The sequence below is a fragment of the Runella sp. genome (assembly GCF_965279615.1).
Classification (GTDB): Bacteria; Bacteroidota; Bacteroidia; order Cytophagales; family Spirosomataceae; genus Runella.
In genome coordinates this window covers 134,948-152,334 of the sequence record NZ_OZ257252.1, presented here as the reverse complement: position 1 = coordinate 152,334, position 17,387 = coordinate 134,948, and the positions used below count along the sequence as shown (strand labels likewise).

Annotated in this window: 17 protein-coding genes; 9 read left to right on the top strand and 8 right to left on the bottom strand. The window is 44.9% G+C overall.

What is annotated here, in order from left to right; genetic code table 11:
- Positions 1–135: 135 nt before the first annotated feature.
- The 3 genes from ACQY73_RS00680 to ACQY73_RS00670 all read right to left on the bottom strand — a co-directional run bounded on the left by ACQY73_RS00680 (position 136) and on the right by ACQY73_RS00670 (position 4,547).
- Entirely contained in the window at positions 136–2,289 is a 2,154-nt protein-coding gene (locus ACQY73_RS00680) for an alpha-galactosidase (protein WP_428660032.1), read from the bottom strand.
- A gap of 153 nt (positions 2,290–2,442) precedes the next feature.
- A complete protein-coding gene (locus tag ACQY73_RS00675) occupies positions 2,443–3,687 on the bottom strand; it encodes a pyridoxal phosphate-dependent aminotransferase (RefSeq protein WP_428660029.1) in 1,245 nt (414 codons plus the stop codon).
- Between the two features lie 122 nt (positions 3,688–3,809).
- The gene (locus ACQY73_RS00670; RefSeq protein ID WP_428660026.1) at positions 3,810–4,547 is read right to left on the bottom strand and encodes a DUF4290 domain-containing protein; all 738 of its coding nucleotides are present in this window, start codon (positions 4,545–4,547) and stop codon (positions 3,810–3,812) included.
- 153 nt (positions 4,548–4,700) lie between these two features.
- Between ACQY73_RS00670 and ACQY73_RS00665 the strand changes: the two genes are divergently transcribed.
- The 4 genes from ACQY73_RS00665 (at position 4,701) to ACQY73_RS00650 (ending at position 8,159) form a co-directional block, all read left to right on the top strand.
- Positions 4,701–5,726, top strand: coding sequence for a hypothetical protein (locus ACQY73_RS00665; protein WP_428660023.1), 1,026 nt, complete (start codon positions 4,701–4,703; stop codon positions 5,724–5,726).
- Between the two features lie 135 nt (positions 5,727–5,861).
- The gene (locus ACQY73_RS00660) at positions 5,862–6,251 is read left to right on the top strand and encodes a hypothetical protein (protein ID WP_428660020.1); all 390 of its coding nucleotides are present in this window, start codon (positions 5,862–5,864) and stop codon (positions 6,249–6,251) included.
- 63 nt (positions 6,252–6,314) lie between these two features.
- Positions 6,315–6,764, top strand: a complete 450-nt coding sequence (locus ACQY73_RS00655; RefSeq protein WP_428660017.1) for a hypothetical protein — start codon at positions 6,315–6,317, stop codon at positions 6,762–6,764.
- Positions 6,765–6,923: 159 nt separating this feature from the next.
- On the top strand, positions 6,924–8,159 hold the full coding sequence (locus tag ACQY73_RS00650) for a nucleoside recognition domain-containing protein (protein WP_428660014.1): 1,236 nt from the start codon (positions 6,924–6,926) through the stop codon (positions 8,157–8,159).
- Positions 8,160–8,322: 163 nt separating this feature from the next.
- On the opposite strand, the gene rpiB is transcribed toward ACQY73_RS00650, so the two are convergent.
- Positions 8,323–8,757, bottom strand: coding sequence for a ribose 5-phosphate isomerase B (rpiB, locus tag ACQY73_RS00645; RefSeq protein ID WP_428660012.1), 435 nt, complete (start codon positions 8,755–8,757; stop codon positions 8,323–8,325).
- A gap of 165 nt (positions 8,758–8,922) precedes the next feature.
- Between rpiB and ACQY73_RS00640 the strand changes: the two genes are divergently transcribed.
- On the top strand, positions 8,923–9,648 hold the full coding sequence (locus ACQY73_RS00640) for a TIGR00730 family Rossman fold protein (RefSeq protein WP_428660009.1): 726 nt from the start codon (positions 8,923–8,925) through the stop codon (positions 9,646–9,648).
- 122 nt (positions 9,649–9,770) lie between these two features.
- On the top strand, positions 9,771–10,328 hold the full coding sequence (locus ACQY73_RS00635; RefSeq protein WP_428660006.1) for a pyridoxamine 5'-phosphate oxidase family protein: 558 nt from the start codon (positions 9,771–9,773) through the stop codon (positions 10,326–10,328).
- 108 nt (positions 10,329–10,436) lie between these two features.
- On the opposite strand, the gene ACQY73_RS00630 is transcribed toward ACQY73_RS00635, so the two are convergent.
- Positions 10,437–12,095 carry a carboxylesterase/lipase family protein gene (locus ACQY73_RS00630; protein WP_428660003.1) on the bottom strand — a complete coding sequence of 553 codons (1,659 nt, stop codon included), beginning with the start codon at positions 12,093–12,095 and terminating at the stop codon, positions 10,437–10,439.
- A 220-nt stretch (positions 12,096–12,315) separates the two neighbouring features.
- Here ACQY73_RS00630 and ACQY73_RS00625 point away from each other — a divergent pair, with 220 nt between their 5' ends.
- On the top strand, positions 12,316–13,446 hold the full coding sequence (locus tag ACQY73_RS00625) for a YncE family protein (RefSeq protein ID WP_428660000.1): 1,131 nt from the start codon (positions 12,316–12,318) through the stop codon (positions 13,444–13,446).
- On the opposite strand, the gene ACQY73_RS00620 is transcribed toward ACQY73_RS00625, so the two are convergent.
- Complete coding sequence (locus ACQY73_RS00620; protein ID WP_428659997.1) at positions 13,447–13,668, bottom strand: VF530 family DNA-binding protein; 222 nt, start codon at positions 13,666–13,668, stop codon at positions 13,447–13,449.
- A 154-nt stretch (positions 13,669–13,822) separates the two neighbouring features.
- On the opposite strand from ACQY73_RS00620, the gene ACQY73_RS00615 reads away from it, so the two are divergent.
- Both ACQY73_RS00615 and ACQY73_RS00610 read left to right on the top strand, forming a co-directional pair.
- On the top strand, positions 13,823–13,987 hold the full coding sequence (locus ACQY73_RS00615; protein WP_428668607.1) for a hypothetical protein: 165 nt from the start codon (positions 13,823–13,825) through the stop codon (positions 13,985–13,987).
- Between the two features lie 58 nt (positions 13,988–14,045).
- Positions 14,046–15,881 carry an alkaline phosphatase gene (locus ACQY73_RS00610; protein WP_428668595.1) on the top strand — a complete coding sequence of 612 codons (1,836 nt, stop codon included), beginning with the start codon at positions 14,046–14,048 and terminating at the stop codon, positions 15,879–15,881.
- Positions 15,882–15,892: 11 nt separating this feature from the next.
- On the opposite strand, the gene ACQY73_RS00605 is transcribed toward ACQY73_RS00610, so the two are convergent.
- A complete protein-coding gene (locus ACQY73_RS00605; protein ID WP_428659994.1) occupies positions 15,893–16,186 on the bottom strand; it encodes a DUF3817 domain-containing protein in 294 nt (97 codons plus the stop codon).
- The gene (locus tag ACQY73_RS00600) at positions 16,170–17,321 is read right to left on the bottom strand and encodes a glycerate kinase (protein WP_428659992.1); all 1,152 of its coding nucleotides are present in this window, start codon (positions 17,319–17,321) and stop codon (positions 16,170–16,172) included. Before ACQY73_RS00600 ends, ACQY73_RS00605 begins: the two co-directional genes overlap by 17 nt.
- Between the last annotated feature and the right edge of the window lie 66 nt (positions 17,322–17,387).

The following is a 17,387-nucleotide window of genomic DNA, read 5'->3' as shown; positions in this document are numbered from 1 at the left end:
CGAGTTTACAAAAAAACGGTCGGCCGGTCGGGTTGTGAGCAACCCTTCGCACGAAGTTAATTTTCAGTATATACAAAATCAAAAAGGGTCGTTTCAACCGGAGACGACCCTTTTTGATTTATAATGGAAACATCTTTATTGTACCGCCGTGATCTCCAACACAACACTTTTGCGATTGGAAGTCAGAATAGGGTTAAAACCGATATTCATCAGATAATCGCCTGAATACGTGAGGTTTTCATTCACCGGTGTGCGGGTATCGGGGTAGAGGTTTATTTCTTTTATCTTGTATTTTTTAGTCGAATCCAACCCTTTGAGCCGAATGGGTGAGGTGGTAAAACCTTGATCGTAACGATTGGTCACCAAATAATTGAACTGTACGGCATGGTCTTTGGCTTCATTGACAAACATCAGCGCAGCAAACGGGTGATCGAAAGGGTTCACTAAGCGAAACAGATCACCGTGCCAAATCACATCCTTTACATTGTTATAGGCTGCGATGGAGTTTTGCGCCGATTTCAGTTCTTTTTCTTCCAATTTGCTCACCACAATATCAAATCCCATTTTGCCCATCATGGCCACGTCGGTGCGGTATTTCATCGAAACTTTACTCCAATCCGTTACGTGGTTGCAATGCGCAATGGCCGGATAAAAATAGGAGTTTTCCCACTGAATAAACACTCGTTCCAAAGGGTCGGTATTATCACTGAGCCAAAACTCGGTAAAATAGTTCAATGCACCATAATCAACACGTCCGCCGCCACCGGAGCACAACATCATGGGAACCGTAGGATATTTGGCGCGAATTCGTTCAAGGACCTTATACAATCCTTTTACATAATCGACATACAATTGTGACTGTTTCTGCCCTGTTTTTTCTAAATAGGCCGAGTGTGCGTTGTAAATCACGGCATTGCAATCCCATTTGATGAATCCGATCTCAGGGTTTTTGGTGAACATATTATCCAAGATACCAAAGACAAAGTTCTGCACCTCCGGATTGGCCAGATCTAAAACCAGCTGGTTTCTGAAATAATGTTCAGGGCGTTTGGGTTCTTTAATGACCCAATCAGGGTGTTTTTCGTAGAGTTCACTTTTGGGATTCACCATTTCAGGCTCAAGCCATATTCCAAATTTTACACCGGCATTTTTAGTCTCTTTGACCAAATAGCCCAGTCCGTTCGGCAATTTTTTAACATTTTCCTGCCAATCGCCTAATCCTGCGCGGTCGTTATTGCGGGGATATTTATTGCCAAACCAACCATCATCCAACAAAAACAGATCTACGCCCAGCTTTTTGGCATCGGCAAAAAGAGCAGTAAGTTTGGTTTCATCAAAATCAAAATAAGTGGCTTCCCAGTTGTTCAATAACGTCAGTCGTGAGCCGTTTCCGTCCAAAATACGGTACTTGCGCGCCCAACGATGCAGATTGCGACTGGCGTCGCCTTTGCCTTTGTCCGAAAAAGTAAAAATGAACGACGGAGTGACAAACGATTTTGCGGGAGCCAGCGAATACGCCGAGGCATAAGGGTTGATACCCGCGATCAGGCGTAAATTATGGATCGCGTCCAGCTCAAAGTCTATTTTAAAATTGCCGGACCAAGCCAATTGCCCCAACAATACATTTCCTTCGTCTTCGGTAGAGGCGCGGTCAAAAGAAACCATGAATGTGGGCGGCTCAAACAAATTGGCACGCGTACCCAATTTTGAATCAATGGATTTGATACCCGCCGTAAGTAAAGTGTGCTCGGGCTTCATCTCACGCGCCCAATTGCCGTGATAATGAGTGAGGTAATAATTATCGGCTTTGAAATACAAATTGGCGGAGGCGTATTTTTCCAACGTAATTGCCTTGCCTTCATTGTTCTTAATGACCGACCATTGCTCCACTACGTTCTCTTTGGCATACGTTTTATAAAAAAGTGTAACCTCAACAGGATACACATCATCCTTTAACACAATGCTTGTCACGGTTACATTTGCATCCTGCTTCGTCACGGTGTGACTGACATACTTTAATTCAGTCGACATATTGCCATCGGCGTGCGTTACCGCGAAGGCCGGCTCAAACAAATTGGTTGAACCGCTTGAAGTATAGGCACTGTTTGACATTCCGTTTTGGTCATCATCTCTTGCCGAGTAATCAGGAATTGATTCATAATCAACGGCCTGCTGCAATCGCTTGCCAAAATGACCGATACGAAGTCGGTTGGCTCGATCTGTTGACAGCACTAACGAATTTTGGTCGGTTTCAATGGGAATTACTACCTTTTTTTGAGCGAATGTCATTGAAATCAGAAGATAGAATGGCAGGAACAAATACGTTTTTGGGAATCGGATCATTTTAGTTTTATCGTTGAACAGCTTACTACCGTTAAAAAAAGAAGCCGCCCTAAAATTACTTTCAGGGCAGCTTCTTTTTTTAATTTTTATTCGGAATTATTATACCAGATATTCTTCTACAGCAGTCTCCGCATGTATCCAGGCATTGTTGAGGAATTGCTCAATCCGATTCATCGCAATCGTCAATTCATCAACGGTTGGTAAAGTTACGATTCGGAAGTGGTCAGGTTTGACGTAGTTGAAGCCTGTTCCCGAAACAACCAGCACTTTCTGCTCCGAAAGCAATTGGAAAACAAAATCTTCGTCATTTTTAAAATCAAACTTACGGAAGTCAACTTTGGGAAAAACGTACAATGCGCCTTTCGGCTTTACGCAGGTAACTCCCGGAATAGCCGTAAGTCGATCGTAGATCAGATTCATCTGTTTGTGCAGACGTCCCGAAGGCAATACTAGGTCATTAATACTTTGGTAACCGCCCAACGCCGTTTGAATGGCATATTGGGTCGGAACGTTGGCACATAAACGCATACTGGCCAAAAATGTCAATCCTTCTATGTATGATTTTGCCTTGTGTTTTGCGCCGCTTAGAATCAACCAGCCACCGCGAAAGCCCGCCGAGCGGTAATTTTTGGAAAGCCCGCCGAACGTAACGCACAACGTATCATGCACCATAGTAGCCACGGGATAATGAACGGCTCCGTCGTACAAGATTTTATCATAGATCTCGTCTGAAAAAATAATCAAACGATGTCTTTCCGCAATTTCAGCGATACGGCGCACCACGTCTTTTTCATACACTGCCCCCGTTGGGTTGTTTGGATTGATCATCACGATCCCTTTGGTGCGTGGCGTGATCTTGCTTTCCAGGTCTTCCAGATCAGGATTCCAGTCACTTTCTTCATCACATAAATAATGAACCGGTTTACCACCGCTCAACGCCACCGAAGTAGTCCACAGCGGGTAGTCGGGCGAAGGCACCAAAATTTCATCTCCTTCGTTCAACAACGCCTGCATCGACATCACGATCAACTCACTTACTCCGTTGCCGATGTACACATCATTGATCTCAACGCCCTTAATTCCCTGCGTTTGTGTATAATGCATTACCGCTTTCCGCGCCGCAAACAGCCCCCGAGAATCTACATACCCCTGCGCATTACGAATGTTGAGGATAATGTCATGAATGATCTCATCGGGTGCGTCAAAACCAAAAGGAGCCGGATTGCCGATATTAAGATTAATGATCTTATATCCTTGGCTTTCAAGTTCCAGGGCTTTTTCGTACACGGGGCCTCGGATATCATACCGCAGATGTTCAAGGCGTTTACTTTTCAGGATTTGCATAATCAATAGTAGTGAGAAATCAGTAGTGAGCAGTGAGTAGAGAGGGTTAATAACGTAACAGCCTTCGCTCTAACGTATCATTTTTCCAAACTCAATACGCTGTACTCAATACTTTGACAATTTTATCGTTTCCGATTGTTCTTATTACTTCTGAACTTATCGCGGTCACGGTCGCGATCACGGTTACGATTATTATTGTTGTTATTGCTGTTCGAATTGTTATTGCGATTGTTGTTGGTGTTATTGCTTCGTTCGCGGTTATTGTTATTGCTGTTAAAACTACCGCGATTGTTTTGCAAATTACGCTGATAACGCTCTACGTTCGTTCCTTTATCCCGTGGAGTTGACTCAACCAAACCGTTCTGCCGTAAATACGCCAACTCTTCTTTCAAGCGCCCTCCCGATACTTCGTCCAATTGCGTAAACACAATATTATCGTCGGGATTGTCTTTGTTCCACGTATTATAAAATGTACGCATTTGGCGTATCAGATAGGAAATAAAAGCCAATTTTTCTTCTTTGTCTTGACAATCAATGGCTTTCTGTACCAACAATAGCAAGTTTTTTCCGTATTGTTTATACCGAATATGTGATTGATTATAAGGAACCCGCAAAGGTTTTTTTCCCACAGCTTCCGGCGAAGGAGGAGGAAAAGGGCTGTCTACATCTAATGCAAAGTCAGCCATTATGTACAGATCATCCCACAGCTTTTGGGAATAATCCTGACCATCACGCATGTTAGGGTGTATTTGCCGCATCAATTCGACCAAAATGTGCGCGTAAAGTGTTCGCTTCTCACGATCCTGAAGGGCGACAAGGTAGTCAGCTAATTTTTGGACGTTGCTTCCGTATTCTTTCAAGGGAGTTCATTTTTAATAACAAAGCAAAGTTACGAAAAATCAAGATACTTTGGCAAAATGAGTCGCTCGTCGTAATTTTGAAACTTCGTTTTTTTATCAACGTGATAAAATCAACGATCAAACACAAATGAATAACCAATAGAATTTTCCCCAATGAGTAAAAAAGTAGATGTTAGTATAGCGTTTTATGGTAAGCCTTATCAGGCCATCGTAACCATCGAAACCTTAATGAAGTACAGCGGCCAACACATTGATAAGATCTACATCTCCCGCGAACGCCTCCAACCGCACAACGACTATATAGGCATCTTCAAAATCATTGATTACTTCCGTAATAACTCCGACGTAAACCTGGTCATTCAAAATTCTCATCATTTTTTAGGATTAGGCGTTTCTGATTATGAGCGCGCCAAAACTGATACACGGTATCGTCAGAGCATTATGTATCAATATCCATTGGAGATGACCGACAAAAAATACCTCTGCATCATGCACAACGACATGTTGTTTTATGGCGATATGATCGGCGATATGTTGAAGGAATTTGAAAAGGGGCCGGCCAATCTAACGGGTGTAGGTTCCATCGGACAATGTTGGAGTTGCCCTGCCGGTCCGGATTGGGGTAACAAATGCAATTCCAAAAAATTTGAAGAGTATGTGCCAACGCAGGAAGAGGCTATTGCGCTTACCGAGAAATATCCAACCCCACGCCGCGATATTCAGTTACGGGTACTCAAGGGCGGACGCGTGCATATTTTGCCCGAATGTCGCCTTAATGAGTATTGCGCGATGATCGACGTGGAAAAATACCGTAAAGAAACGCTCCCCAACGGCGACATCGGTTGTTATGGCGGGGGATGGAAAGGCGTGGATACCGCCACGGTTTGGTCGCACGATATGTACAAACGAGGTTATACCTTTCGTCACCTGACCCTTGAAGACTACACTCGGCACGCGGCTTTTGATACGACCGGCAGCGGCACAAAAGCCAATTCGAGTTCTGCTACGTATTGGAATGCCGAGCAAAATGCTGAAAAATACATCGTCGAAAATTTCGGCCCAATTAAATTTACTTCCTATGTCTCTTTAGCTAATTCGTACGACACTTTCAAGCGTAAGGCTTGGTTGGGGATAATCCATACGTTTGGTCTGGTCAAAAAAGTGATCGGGAAAGGATAAATTTTAAGTAATATTCTTTATTATTGAGAGGATAAATCATTCATTATCAATTCTTCTCAATGAGTAAAAAAAATAGACGTCAGCATTGTTTTTTATGGAAAACCTTATCAAACGATAGTTACCATAAAAACATTTATGCAGTTTAACAGCCAATACGTTGATACAATTTATCTTTCCCGTCAGGCATTTCAACCACACAATGATTATGTCGGACTATTCAAAGTAATCGATTATTTCCGCAATACCGGTATTAAGATTTCTGTATGGCGCCCCCATTATTTTGTATCGGTAGATGTACGCGATTACGAACGGGCAAAAACAGATACTCGATTCAGACACAGCATTTTGCACCAATACCCGCTGGAAACAACCAACAAAAAGTATCTGTGCATGATGCATAATGACATGCTTTTTCATAAAGACATCATTGGAGACATGCTGAAGGCTTTTGAGGAAGGTGCCTCGAATCTGATAGGAACCGGTTCGATAGGTCAATGCTGGAGTTGTCCGGCGGGTCCGGATTAGGGCAAAAAATGCAATTCCGATACCTACGAGCATTTTGTACCAACCTTTGACGAACTCATCCGGTTGACTCAGGCGCAGGCTACGCCACGTCGAGATATTCAACTGCGTGTTATTCGTGCAGGGCGTGTGCATCCGTTGCCGGAATGTCGGCTCAATGAATACTGTGCCCTGCTTGATGTCGAAAAATACCGTAAAGAAACCCTTTCGCAAGGTAACATTGGCTGTTTTGGCGGTGGATGGAACGGCGTAGATACGGCTACTGCCTGGTCGCATGACATATACCAACGTGGTTATGTTTTCAAGAATTTCAGGTTAGAAGATTTCGCAACGCATGCACCTTTTGACGTTACAGGCAGCGGGACTCAATCCTATACAAGTGCAGAAACGTATTGGGGTGCTGAGAAGAATGCCGAGAATTACCTTATCGAAAATTTCGGTTCCCTCAACTTCAGTCCATATGTGTCCTTAGCCAATGCATATGATGTTTTAAACGTAAGGCATGGTTGGGCCTGATTCATCTCATTGGGTTGGTGAAAAAAATAGCAGGGAAATACTAAATTGTTCCATTTTTTACGCACGCAAAGATGCAGAGCGAACAAGCTTTTTTGGCCCTTCTTCTCGTCTTTGCCTGATTTTTTATATTTTTAGGTTTCCTAACCTTTTCCCTGCCCCATGGCCCTTAATTACATCTGGATCGGATTTTTTCTTATTTCTTTTGTTGTTGCTTTGATCAAATTCATTTTTTCGGGCGATACTGAAATTTTCAAATTAATTGTCGAAGGAATGTTCGATTCTGCGAAAGTCGCCGTGATGGATATCGCGTTGCCTTTGGCGGGGGTGATGACTTTCTTCTTAGGATTACTGAACATTGGGGAAAAAGCGGGTGCTATCAACTTTCTTGCCCGGATCATTGGTCCATTCTTCAATCAACTTTTTCCGGAAGTACCTAAAAGTCATCCCGCTAACGGCCAGATGATCATGAATTTTTCGGCCAACATGCTGGGACTTGACAATGCCGCAACGCCTTTTGGTTTGCGCGCCATGCAAAGTCTGCAAGACCTGAACCCTACGAAGGATACCGCCAGTAATGCCCAAATCATGTTTTTGGTGCTTCATACATCGGGCTTGACCATTATTCCGCTTGGTGTGATGGCACAACGCTCTATTTTGGGAGCACAGGACCCTTCCGATATTCTGATTCCCTGCCTGATCGCTACCTACATAGCCACCGTCGCCAGTATTATCATTACGGGATTTTGGCAACGTATCAATTTATTCAACCGAACCTTTATCGGTTGGATAGGCACCATTACTGCCATTCTGGGACTGCTTTTGTGGTATTTATCCACGCAAACCAAAGAACAGCTCGAGATCATTTCGAAAGTTGGCGGCAACTTGATTTTACTGATAATTGTGGTGGCTTTCCTGCTCGGAGGGTTGCGCAAAAAAATAGACCTGTTCGGCACTTTCGTCGATGGCGCCAAAGCCGGATTTGAAACATCCGTCAAGATCATTCCTTATCTGGTCGGCATGTTGGTAGCCATCAGCACTTTTCGAAATGCAGGCGTGATGAACTATTTGGTAGAAGGGTTAAAATACCTGATTGCTCTAACAGGTATGAATACTGATTTTTCGGATTCACTGCCGGTAGCGTTGATGCGTCCCATCAGTGGCAGTGCTTCAAGGGCATTGATGATCGATAGCATGAAACAGTTCGGTGCAGACTCATTTGTGGGGCGATTATCATGTATGTTTCAAAGTTCTGCCGATACCACATTCTACATTGTTGCGCTTTATTTTGGCTCCGTGGGCATCAAAAAAACCCGCTATGCCATTGTAGCGGGTCTTATTGCCGATCTGATCGGCGTAACGGCAGCTATTTTCTTAGCTTATTTTTTCTTTCATTGATAGTTATTTAGGTTTTGAGAAACCTAAACGCCGGATTTGAGAATCCGGCTTCACGCACAAAGGTGCTTTCGTGAAAGTGCTTTCGGGTTCTCAAACCCGAAAGAATGGTTTCTCAAAACCATACGTAAACAATTTATCCTACATTCGCCTTCCGCGAGTATACTCAGCAAGCGATCTTATTGACCCGAACGGCATGACGGCCGCCTTCAAATTCAGTATTTAAAAATATATTAACGCATTCAAAGGCTGTTTCCTGCGCAATGAACCGCGCGGGCAAACAAATGATATTGGCATCATTGTGCTGTCGCGACAGCGCCGCCAACGGCGTATCCCATACCAACGCGGCCCGAATGCCCTGATGTTTATTGGCCGTAATGGCTACTCCCTGACCGCTGCCGCAGACCAAAATACCCATGTCAAAGTCACCTTTTTCAACAGCTAACGCGACCGGATGCGCAAAATCGGCGTAATCAGCCGATGCGTCACTGTAGGTTCCGAAGTCTGTTACATCATATCCTTGCTCTTTAAGCCACTCGACCAAGGGCTGTTTCAACGAGAATCCGGCGTGGTCGCCACCAATTGCAATTTTTTTAGCCATACCTTGAACTATAATTAGAATTATTTTCGTTATTGATTGCCGTTCTCGCAAAGGTACAAAACCTTACGAAACGGACTTGAATAATTTAACAACCCGTCTCCGTGTTTTTGAGTTTCTTTTTTAGAAACCACAAAAATGAATGAGCCTTGAAAACAAAGTCAAAACATGTCAGAATTTGAATTATTGAATGACGAAGAGCAAATTCGTCAAGCCTTTGAGGACAAAAATTGGAATGAAATAAAAACAGCAGATTCGTGGGTAATATTTAAAGTGTTGGCAGAATTTGTAGAAGGATTTGATAAGTTGGCTAAAATCGGCCCTTGTGTTTCCATTTTCGGTTCTGCCCGTACCAAACCCGATCATCCTTATTACAAAATAACGGAAGAAATAGCTGCTAAACTCGTCCGTCACGGTTACGGAGTGATCACGGGCGGTGGCCCCGGAATCATGGAAGCAGGGAGCAAAGGAGCTTTTGAGCAGGGCGGAAAATCGGTGGGATTGAACATCAAACTTCCCTTCGAACAACACAGTAATCTATACATTGACCCCGACAAGAACATTAACTTCGATTTTTTCTTTGTACGCAAAGTAATGTTTGTCAAATACTCGCAGGGATTTGTGGTCATGCCGGGTGGATTTGGAACACTGGACGAGCTTTTTGAAGCGTTGACCCTCATCCAAACCAAAAAGATCGGGCGTTTTCCCATTGTTATGGTAGGAAAAGATTATTGGTCAGGCCTTATGGACTGGATCAAGTCCACCATGCTCGACACCGAACGCAATATCAACCCTGAAGACCTTAAACTGTTTAGTTTGGTCGATACCGCCGAAGAAGCCGTTCACGTCATTGACGAGTTCTACGCGAAGTACCTGCTGAAACCAAACTTCTAAGAATTCCGGTTTTAGGTCATAAAACCCTTGAATCGCCTTTTTTTAAGGTGGATTTCAAGGGTTTATTTTTTTTCCGGCGGAGGCATAGTTAATTTTGTAAAACGAATTAAACTCAACCTGCCATGGGAAATTTTTTCACTTCTATTAAGACCAACCACCGCAGTTTCATCGAAAAACAGCACTTATTTTTTGTCAGTACTGCCCCCCTCACCTCCGAAGGGCATATCAATCTGTCGCCCAAAGGGTTAGATTGTTTCAGGGTTTTGTCGGATAATAAAGTGGCGTACATGGATCTGATCGGCAGTGGCAATGAAACATCCGCTCATCTGCTCGCCAATGGAAAAGTCACCTTCATGTTTTGCTCTTTTGATGCCGCTCCCCTCATTCTCAGATTATACGGAAAAGGCTCTGTTATACTGCCGACTTCCGAAGAATGGGCTTCCTATGCTTCTCATTTTACCATTTACCCCAGTACGCGTCAGATCATTGTCGCCGATATCGACTTGGTACAAACTTCCTGCGGATTTGGTATTCCCCAATTTGAATACAAAGGCGAGCGCGACATTCATTTTGAATGGGCCGATAAAAAAGGCGAAGATGGCTTAGCCGAATACATTAAGGAAAAAAATTTGGTCAGCCTCGATGGGCTTCCGACAAACCTGGGATTACTTCAGGAATAAATAAATTACTCCAATACTCTCGTTTTCAGGTTCACAACCCACGGATTTTAAAGCAAAAACCCGTTAAACCATTGATGCCTAACGGGTTTTACAGTAAGCCAAAACCTATTAAGGTAACGCCTTTCTTGCTTCGCGGTCGGGATCATTTCTGACCAAGCAAACGTCGTCCAAAATCATTGTTTCGCCGTTTTCGGAGGTATAGCGCGGCCAAGTTGGCAATCCGCCACCGTTTGGATTTCCCGTACGGGCAAAATTTACAAATGTTTTAGCCATCTTTTCCGACAAACGACGCGGTCTTGCGCCTCCGCCCGTGTGCGTAAGCATGAGGTCGGTGTTGTTGAACCAAAAACAAATATCATTGCAATGGAACGCCCGCATTCTACCATCGAAAAGCGGAGGTTGCCAACCAAACCAAGCCAAATATACCGGCGCTTTTTGTTTGGATTTCGCATCGGCAGCCGCAATGGCATTCTTACGATTGCTCATCACCATCGACCAGATCTCAATGGGTTTTTTATCGGGAAAAACCTTGGCATACGCATCGGCTACTTCACTTGATTTATCACCGAAGCGCGTTTTTATCTTTTCTTTGACATCCGCTAACGATACTTTTTCCAACGATGAATCTACGCGGCTGGGCGAAGATTCATTGAAGGTAGAGCAAATGATCATCGGAATTTCTGACGAAAAATGTGAGTTGTCAGCATAAAAAGGCTTATCCATCATAAAACGCCCATCCGCTACGGGGCTGAATCCTGCACGGGTCAATCCAAGGCGACGCGCTTCATCAGCGGCTTTGGTTGCGGCGCGGTTGGCTATGTCAATGTATTCTCGCCACGGAATTTGTTGCAACTTTCCGATCTCATTTGGCGCAAGGCCTGCTTCTTTGAGCACTAACTCGCCCAATTTTTCCGAATATTCTTTGGAAACGCCACCAAGCATGGAGCCGCTCAAGGCCACGGCTTTATGAAACAATCCTTTGGCAGAAGGCATAGCCGTGAGGGCACATACCTTGGCGCCCCCGCCCGATTGGCCGATGATCGTTACGCTGCCGGGGTCGCCGCCGAAATTGGCAATATTGTCCCGCACCCATTCCAGGGCTGCCACGATGTCGAGCATTCCAACATTGCCCGAAGCGGCGAACTTTTCACCGCCTACGCCGGCCAAATTAGTGTAACCCAAAGTTCCGAGACGGTGGTTCAACGAGCAAAAAACCACATCACCCATTCGGCTGAGGTTTTCTCCGTTGTAGCCATCCTGCTCAATTCCGTTTCCATTCACAAATCCGCCGCCGTGCAGCCAAACAATAACGGGGCGTTTTTTGGCATCCAACGCGGGTGTCCACACGTTAAGTTTCAGGCAATCTTCGCTTACATCGTCATAGTTCCAGTGATCTACAAACGACGAATAGGCATCCGCGTAGCGTTTTTCCATGATCTGAGGGGCTGTATTACCCCACCAAACCGCCGGTTTTACGTCGCTCCAGGCTTTAGGTTTTTGGGGAGGCATAAAACGATTCTCGCCCGACGTATCGGCTCCGTAAGGAATCCCCAAATAGGTATGAATACCTCGCAAAATATAGCCTCTTACTTTGCCGTACTTTGTATTTGCCACGGCAATATTGTCCCCGACAAATAAGACCTGCTCATCGCCTTTGTCTTTGAGAGGAGTTTTTGCCTCAGAAGAAAGCGGTAACGCTCCCGCGAGTCCCATGCCTGCGGTACCCACGCCCAGCTTTTGAATAAAATTTCGACGGTTGGATTTCATGATACAGATATAGTTTTGGGTTATCTAAGCTTATTTTTAAGCAGTAAATTCCTACTTTGTATTAAAATCATACAATGGGGTACTTTCTACTACTCTATCATCAAAATTGCTGCTCTCTAAATAGTTAGCGCCTTTATAATCTTAGCCGTAGGTTATATAAACAGTAAACAATCCTTTTCTTTAAAATGGGTGCCGCTGTCATTTAACTCAAACCTCTCCGATGAAAAACGTACTGTCAAATCTCCTGAAATCAGCTTTGCTTTTGTCTATCGCTGTGCTTCTGTTTACAAATACGACTCCTAAGAACAAGCACAAACCAACGGCCGTAAAACGGTATTTGTACGTAGCGACTCCCGGCATTCGAAATTATTTGGAATATGGCGGACACGGTTTGTTGGTCTTTGATATTGACAATAATTACCGGTTTGTAAAACGCATTCCCACCGCAGGTTTGGATACCGATGGAAAACCCATAAACGTAAAAGGCATCTGTGCAAGCATAAGCACTAACAGCATCTATATCAGCACAATACAAACATTGCAATGCATTGACTTAACCACCGAAAAAGTAAAGTGGGAACGCAAATACGACGAAGGATGCGACCGCATGGCGATCTCTCCCGACGGAAAAACCATTTACTTACCCACCTTCGAGAAAGACCATTGGTCAATACTTGATGCGACTACGGGTGACATAAAACAAAAGATCGTTCTGAATTCGGGAGCGCACAATACATTGTTTGGATTGAATGGAAAAGAAGTGTATTTGGAAGGACTGCGTTCGCCGTATCTAACGGTTGTAAATGCCCAAAGACCAACAGAAACGCGTCAGGTCGGGCCGTTCAGTGCGTCGATTCGCCCTTTTACGGTCAATGGCAAACAGACATTGTGCTACGTAAACGTGAATGAATTGCTTGGATTTGAGATCGGCGACCTAAAAACCGGCAAAATGCTGCACCGCGTAGAAGTCAGCGGTTTTCAGAAAGGCCCGGTCAAACGTCATGCGTGTCCAAGTCACGGCGTAGGGCTTACGCCCGACGAAAAAGAAGTTTGGGTAGTGGACGGTGCCAATCAGCAAGTGCATTTCTTTGATGCTACGGCCTTGCCACCGCGCCAAATCGGCAGTCTGCCGTTACGGGATCAACCCGGCTGGATCACGTTCAGTCTGGACGGAAAACATGGTTACCCATCAACGGGTGAAATCATTGATGTGGCTACGCACAAAATCATTACTACCTTAAAAGACGAGAACGGTCAGGGCGTACACAGTGAAAAAATGATGGAAATTCACTTCAACGGTCCAAAACCTATAACATTAGGAGACCAGTTCGGGTTGGGACGAGTGCGTTAGTTAATCATTCAGGCTCATCAGATACAGTTGCTCCACTTTTGTCCGCGCCCAAGGCGTTTTACGCAGAAATGCCAAACTGGATTTAATGCTCGGGTCGTATTGAAAACAACGAATATTGACGTACTCACTCATGGTTTCCCACCCATAATGAGCCACCAGATGGTTCAGCATCATTTCAAGGGTGATGCCGTGAAGAGGATTATTGGCTTGCGGATTTTGCATGAAGCAAAGATACAACACCGGAGGTAATTTTGGCAACCTCTCTTTCGGAAAGACAACTTTTTGAGCTACCCAAAACCATATTTCACAAAAAGTTAATGAGAACATCATGCTGAAGAAATAGTAAAAGTGTTGTTTTGCTTCCAAAAACAGCACCATGAAATCACCGATAAAACGCAAAATACCTATTCCTCATGCGCACTGGAAACTCAAATGGGGATGGCGTCAACACTGCACCACAGGTCGCTCCAAAATCCAAAACGATGCATTTGACACGCAGGAATTTCGCAACACTTCTTTTCCCGATGTCATTACTTTTTAAGAATACGGCAATAAAAAATTACTTTTGCTGTATGCTATACTCGATTCTATCCATTTCCATGAGACATTTTCTCCTAACTGTTCTTGTTGCTTATCTTACAGCACTGCAAGGTCATTGCCAGATTACGTACACTGCCGCCAACGTTCATTCTCACAATGACTATGCTCAGGCCAATCCTTTTTTTGGGGCATACAACCTTCAGTGCGGTGCCATAGAAGCGGATGTTTACCTCAAAGACGGTGAGCTTATGGTGGCACACAATCCCGATGAAATAAAGCCGGAACGTACGCTGCATGCCTTGTACCTGCAACCGCTCGCCGCGCAACACCGAGAAGGGAAAATGTATCCTATGCAATTACTGATCGATCTTAAAACGCCCGCTGCTCCTGCTTTGGCAACATTGGTCGATCTACTGAACCGTTTGCCGTACGTATTCGGTGATAACAAACCCGTCAAAGTGGTTATCAGCGGCAATATGCCTTCGCCCAATGATTTCGGTAAATATCCTTCCTGGATCTCGTTTGATGGACGCTTTGAGGAAACATACTCTGAAGCAGCGTTGGCTCGCGTGCCGCTGTTCAGCGCTCCGTTCAGCGCCGTATCGCGCTGGAATGGCTTGGGAATATTTCCCAAAGAAGATCGTGAAAAATTGGTTGATTTGGTCAATCGTGCGCATCAAAAAGGCAAAAAAGTTCGCTTTTGGGGCGCCCCTGACAACGAGGCTGTTTGGAAAGAATTGATGGCCGTGGGAGTGGATTGGATCGGCAGCGATAATCCTCAGGCATTGATGAACTACTTCAAAAGCAGCAAATCAGCCGATAGTCAATACACCAATAGTGCGCCTGCTTACATTCCTTATCAGCCCACTTACAAAAGTGATGGCCAAAACAAGACGCCTAAAAATATCATTCTGCTGATCGGCGACGGTATGGGCCTTGCCCAAATGCACACCGGATTGATCGCGAATCACGGACAATTGCACATGGCATTGTTTAAATACTTAGGATTGATGCAAACCCAACCGGCCGAAACGTTTATCACCGATTCAGCCGCTGCCGGCACTGCCATTGCCACGGGTTACAAAACCAAAAACGGCATCATTGGCATGGATGCTACGTTGGTTTCCCGCCCTTCCATCGCCTTTGCTGCCAAACAAAAAGGTAAGAAATGTGCCATTATTTCGTCGGGGCCAATCACAGATGCCACTCCTGCGGTGTTTTATGCGCATCAGCCCAAGCGCAGTATGCAGGAAGAAATTGCCATGGATTTCCTCAAAGAACCCATGGACATTTTGGCCGGTGGCGGTACGAAATACTTTTTTGACCGCAAAGACAAAGCCAATTTGGGCGACTCTCTCAAGGCACGGCAATTCGGAGTAATTCGAACATACGCAGAAATATCCAATCCGAATAAAGCCGAACGATTCGTTGTTTTAGACGATCAGGCAGGGATTTCATTTGAAAAAGGGCGCGGCAATTTCTTACCGTTAACGGTGAAAGAAAGTATGAATCATTTTCAAAAAACCGCCGCAAAAGGATTTTTCATTATGGCCGAAGGCGCACAGATCGACTATGCCGGTCACGCAAATAATACCGAATATGTAGTCAATGAAGTATTGGATTTTGACCGGGCGGTAGGTGAAGCCCTGCGTTTTGCCGATCAGGATGGGCAAACCCTCGTCATTGTCACTGCCGACCACGAAACCGGTGGCATGAGCGTTACGGGCGGTAACGAGGCTACCGGAATGGCCAATGGAAATTTTGCCTCAAAAGGCCATTCAGCCATCATGGTGCCGGTCTATGCGTATGGGCCTCAATCACAGCAATTTGGCGGTATCTACCAAAACACAGAACTGTCCAATCGAATCCGTCGATTGATCGAAGCCTCAAAATAAACAGTAGTGGTTTAGCGAAATAATTTCACATCCGCCCAAAATGTGCCAAAAGGAACAAGCGAAGCGACAAAAGCCAACAGTGATTTTTTGATTGACCAGTTGTATTCTATCTTAGCCATTACTACGTATAACACATACAATACGAAAAGTAAGCCATGCGCCATTCCCGTGAATTTCACGGCCAACGGCTGACCTGCCATGTATTTTAGGGGCATGGCAATGAAGAGAAGTACCAGAAAAGAAACGCCTTCCAAAAAGCCGATAATGCGAAGGCGGCCAAGGGTATTTTTAAGTAAATTGATCATTTCGGTGGGTTATTTTAACTTGATTGAGAAGATTTACAAGGTAGTGAGTAGTGTTTTTAACGCCTTCATATGCCACCGGAATGGCTTCATGGAGGGTCATAGGGCGGGGTAAAATAGACGTAGCGTAGGTAATTCCCAACTGATTCAGGTCGGAAGGAGAAACCATTAAGGCACCGCATAAAGCCACCACCGGAATATTCTGCTTTTGAGCGGCCCCCGCTATTCCGGCAATGAGTTTGCCTTGCAGGGTTTGTTCATCTATTTTTCCTTCACCCGTGAATACAAAATCGGTATCGATCAACTGTTCTTCAAAATGAGTTTGCTCCATGACGATCTTAACGCCTTCTTTCAGAATAGCTTTTAGAAAAAACAGCGCCCCAAAGCCCAATCCGCCGGCAGCACCGGTCCCCGGCACTTGGGCAATGTCAACGCCAAAATCACGCTTGACGACTAACGCCAGATGTTGAAGCCCTTCTTCCAATTGCGTCACCATCATTGCGTCAGCTCCTTTTTGCGGGCCATATATATAAGCTGCCCCCTCTTGTCCAAAAAGTGGTGCCGTTACATCACAGGCCACTTCAACGGTCAATGAGAGAGATTCATTTGGCGGTAGAATCTGATCTATTTTGATCATATTTTCGCCATTAGGCGACAATGTATTTTCGTCCGAATCCAAAAATTGCCACCCCAATGCGGCAGCCATTCCAATACCGCCATCCGTAGTGGCACTGCCGCCAATTCCTAAAATAATATGACGTGCACCTTTTTGATAAGCCTCTTCAATAAGTTGGCCCGTACCAAAAGTGGTCGTTTTGAGGGGGTTTCGTTCTTCGGATTGAAGCAACCGCAAACCGGAAGCAGTTGCCATTTCGATAAATGCGGTTTTCCCATCGGAAGAAAGTCCGTATTCGGCCTCAATGTTTCTTCCCAACGGATCGGAAACGATAGCAGTGTGCATCTTACCACCCGCGTTAAGCGTCAGGATTTCAGCAGTACCCTCTCCCCCATCCGCCATTGGAAGTACCACAATAGCTGCATCAGGAATTACTTCACGTATTCCTTCGCTCATGGCCTGACATACTTCATACGCCGTGAGTGAACCTCGGAATTTATCGGGAGCGAGCAGGAATTTCATAGTTAGAAGGGAGGAATCAGAAATCAGAAGTGAGGCACGAAAATATTTCTGACTCCTCACTTCTGA

Excerpts from the sequence above, each read along its gene's own strand:
- ACQY73_RS00625 (WP_428660000.1), top strand. The coding sequence starts at position 12,316 with ATGAAAAACGTACTGTCAAATCTCCTGAAATCAGCTTTGCTTTTGTCT.
- rpiB (WP_428660012.1), bottom strand. The coding sequence starts at position 8,757 with ATGGCTAAAAAAATTGCAATTGGTGGCGACCACGCCGGATTCTCGTTG.
- ACQY73_RS00630 (WP_428660003.1), bottom strand. The coding sequence starts at position 12,095 with ATGAAATCCAACCGTCGAAATTTTATTCAAAAGCTGGGCGTGGGTACC.
- ACQY73_RS00610 (WP_428668595.1), top strand. The coding sequence starts at position 14,046 with ATGAGACATTTTCTCCTAACTGTTCTTGTTGCTTATCTTACAGCACTG.
- ACQY73_RS00675 (WP_428660029.1), bottom strand. The coding sequence starts at position 3,687 with ATGCAAATCCTGAAAAGTAAACGCCTTGAACATCTGCGGTATGATATC.
- ACQY73_RS00620 (WP_428659997.1), bottom strand. The coding sequence starts at position 13,668 with ATGCAAAATCCGCAAGCCAATAATCCTCTTCACGGCATCACCCTTGAA.
- ACQY73_RS00680 (WP_428660032.1), bottom strand. The coding sequence starts at position 2,289 with ATGACATTCGCTCAAAAAAAGGTAGTAATTCCCATTGAAACCGACCAA.
- ACQY73_RS00640 (WP_428660009.1), top strand. The coding sequence starts at position 8,923 with ATGTCAGAATTTGAATTATTGAATGACGAAGAGCAAATTCGTCAAGCC.
- ACQY73_RS00600 (WP_428659992.1), bottom strand. The coding sequence starts at position 17,321 with ATGAAATTCCTGCTCGCTCCCGATAAATTCCGAGGTTCACTCACGGCG.
- ACQY73_RS00650 (WP_428660014.1), top strand. The coding sequence starts at position 6,924 with ATGGCCCTTAATTACATCTGGATCGGATTTTTTCTTATTTCTTTTGTT.
- ACQY73_RS00660 (WP_428660020.1), top strand. The coding sequence starts at position 5,862 with ATGCAGTTTAACAGCCAATACGTTGATACAATTTATCTTTCCCGTCAG.
- ACQY73_RS00665 (WP_428660023.1), top strand. The coding sequence starts at position 4,701 with ATGAGTAAAAAAGTAGATGTTAGTATAGCGTTTTATGGTAAGCCTTAT.
- ACQY73_RS00605 (WP_428659994.1), bottom strand. The coding sequence starts at position 16,186 with ATGATCAATTTACTTAAAAATACCCTTGGCCGCCTTCGCATTATCGGC.
- ACQY73_RS00615 (WP_428668607.1), top strand. The coding sequence starts at position 13,823 with ATGAAATCACCGATAAAACGCAAAATACCTATTCCTCATGCGCACTGG.
- ACQY73_RS00635 (WP_428660006.1), top strand. The coding sequence starts at position 9,771 with ATGGGAAATTTTTTCACTTCTATTAAGACCAACCACCGCAGTTTCATC.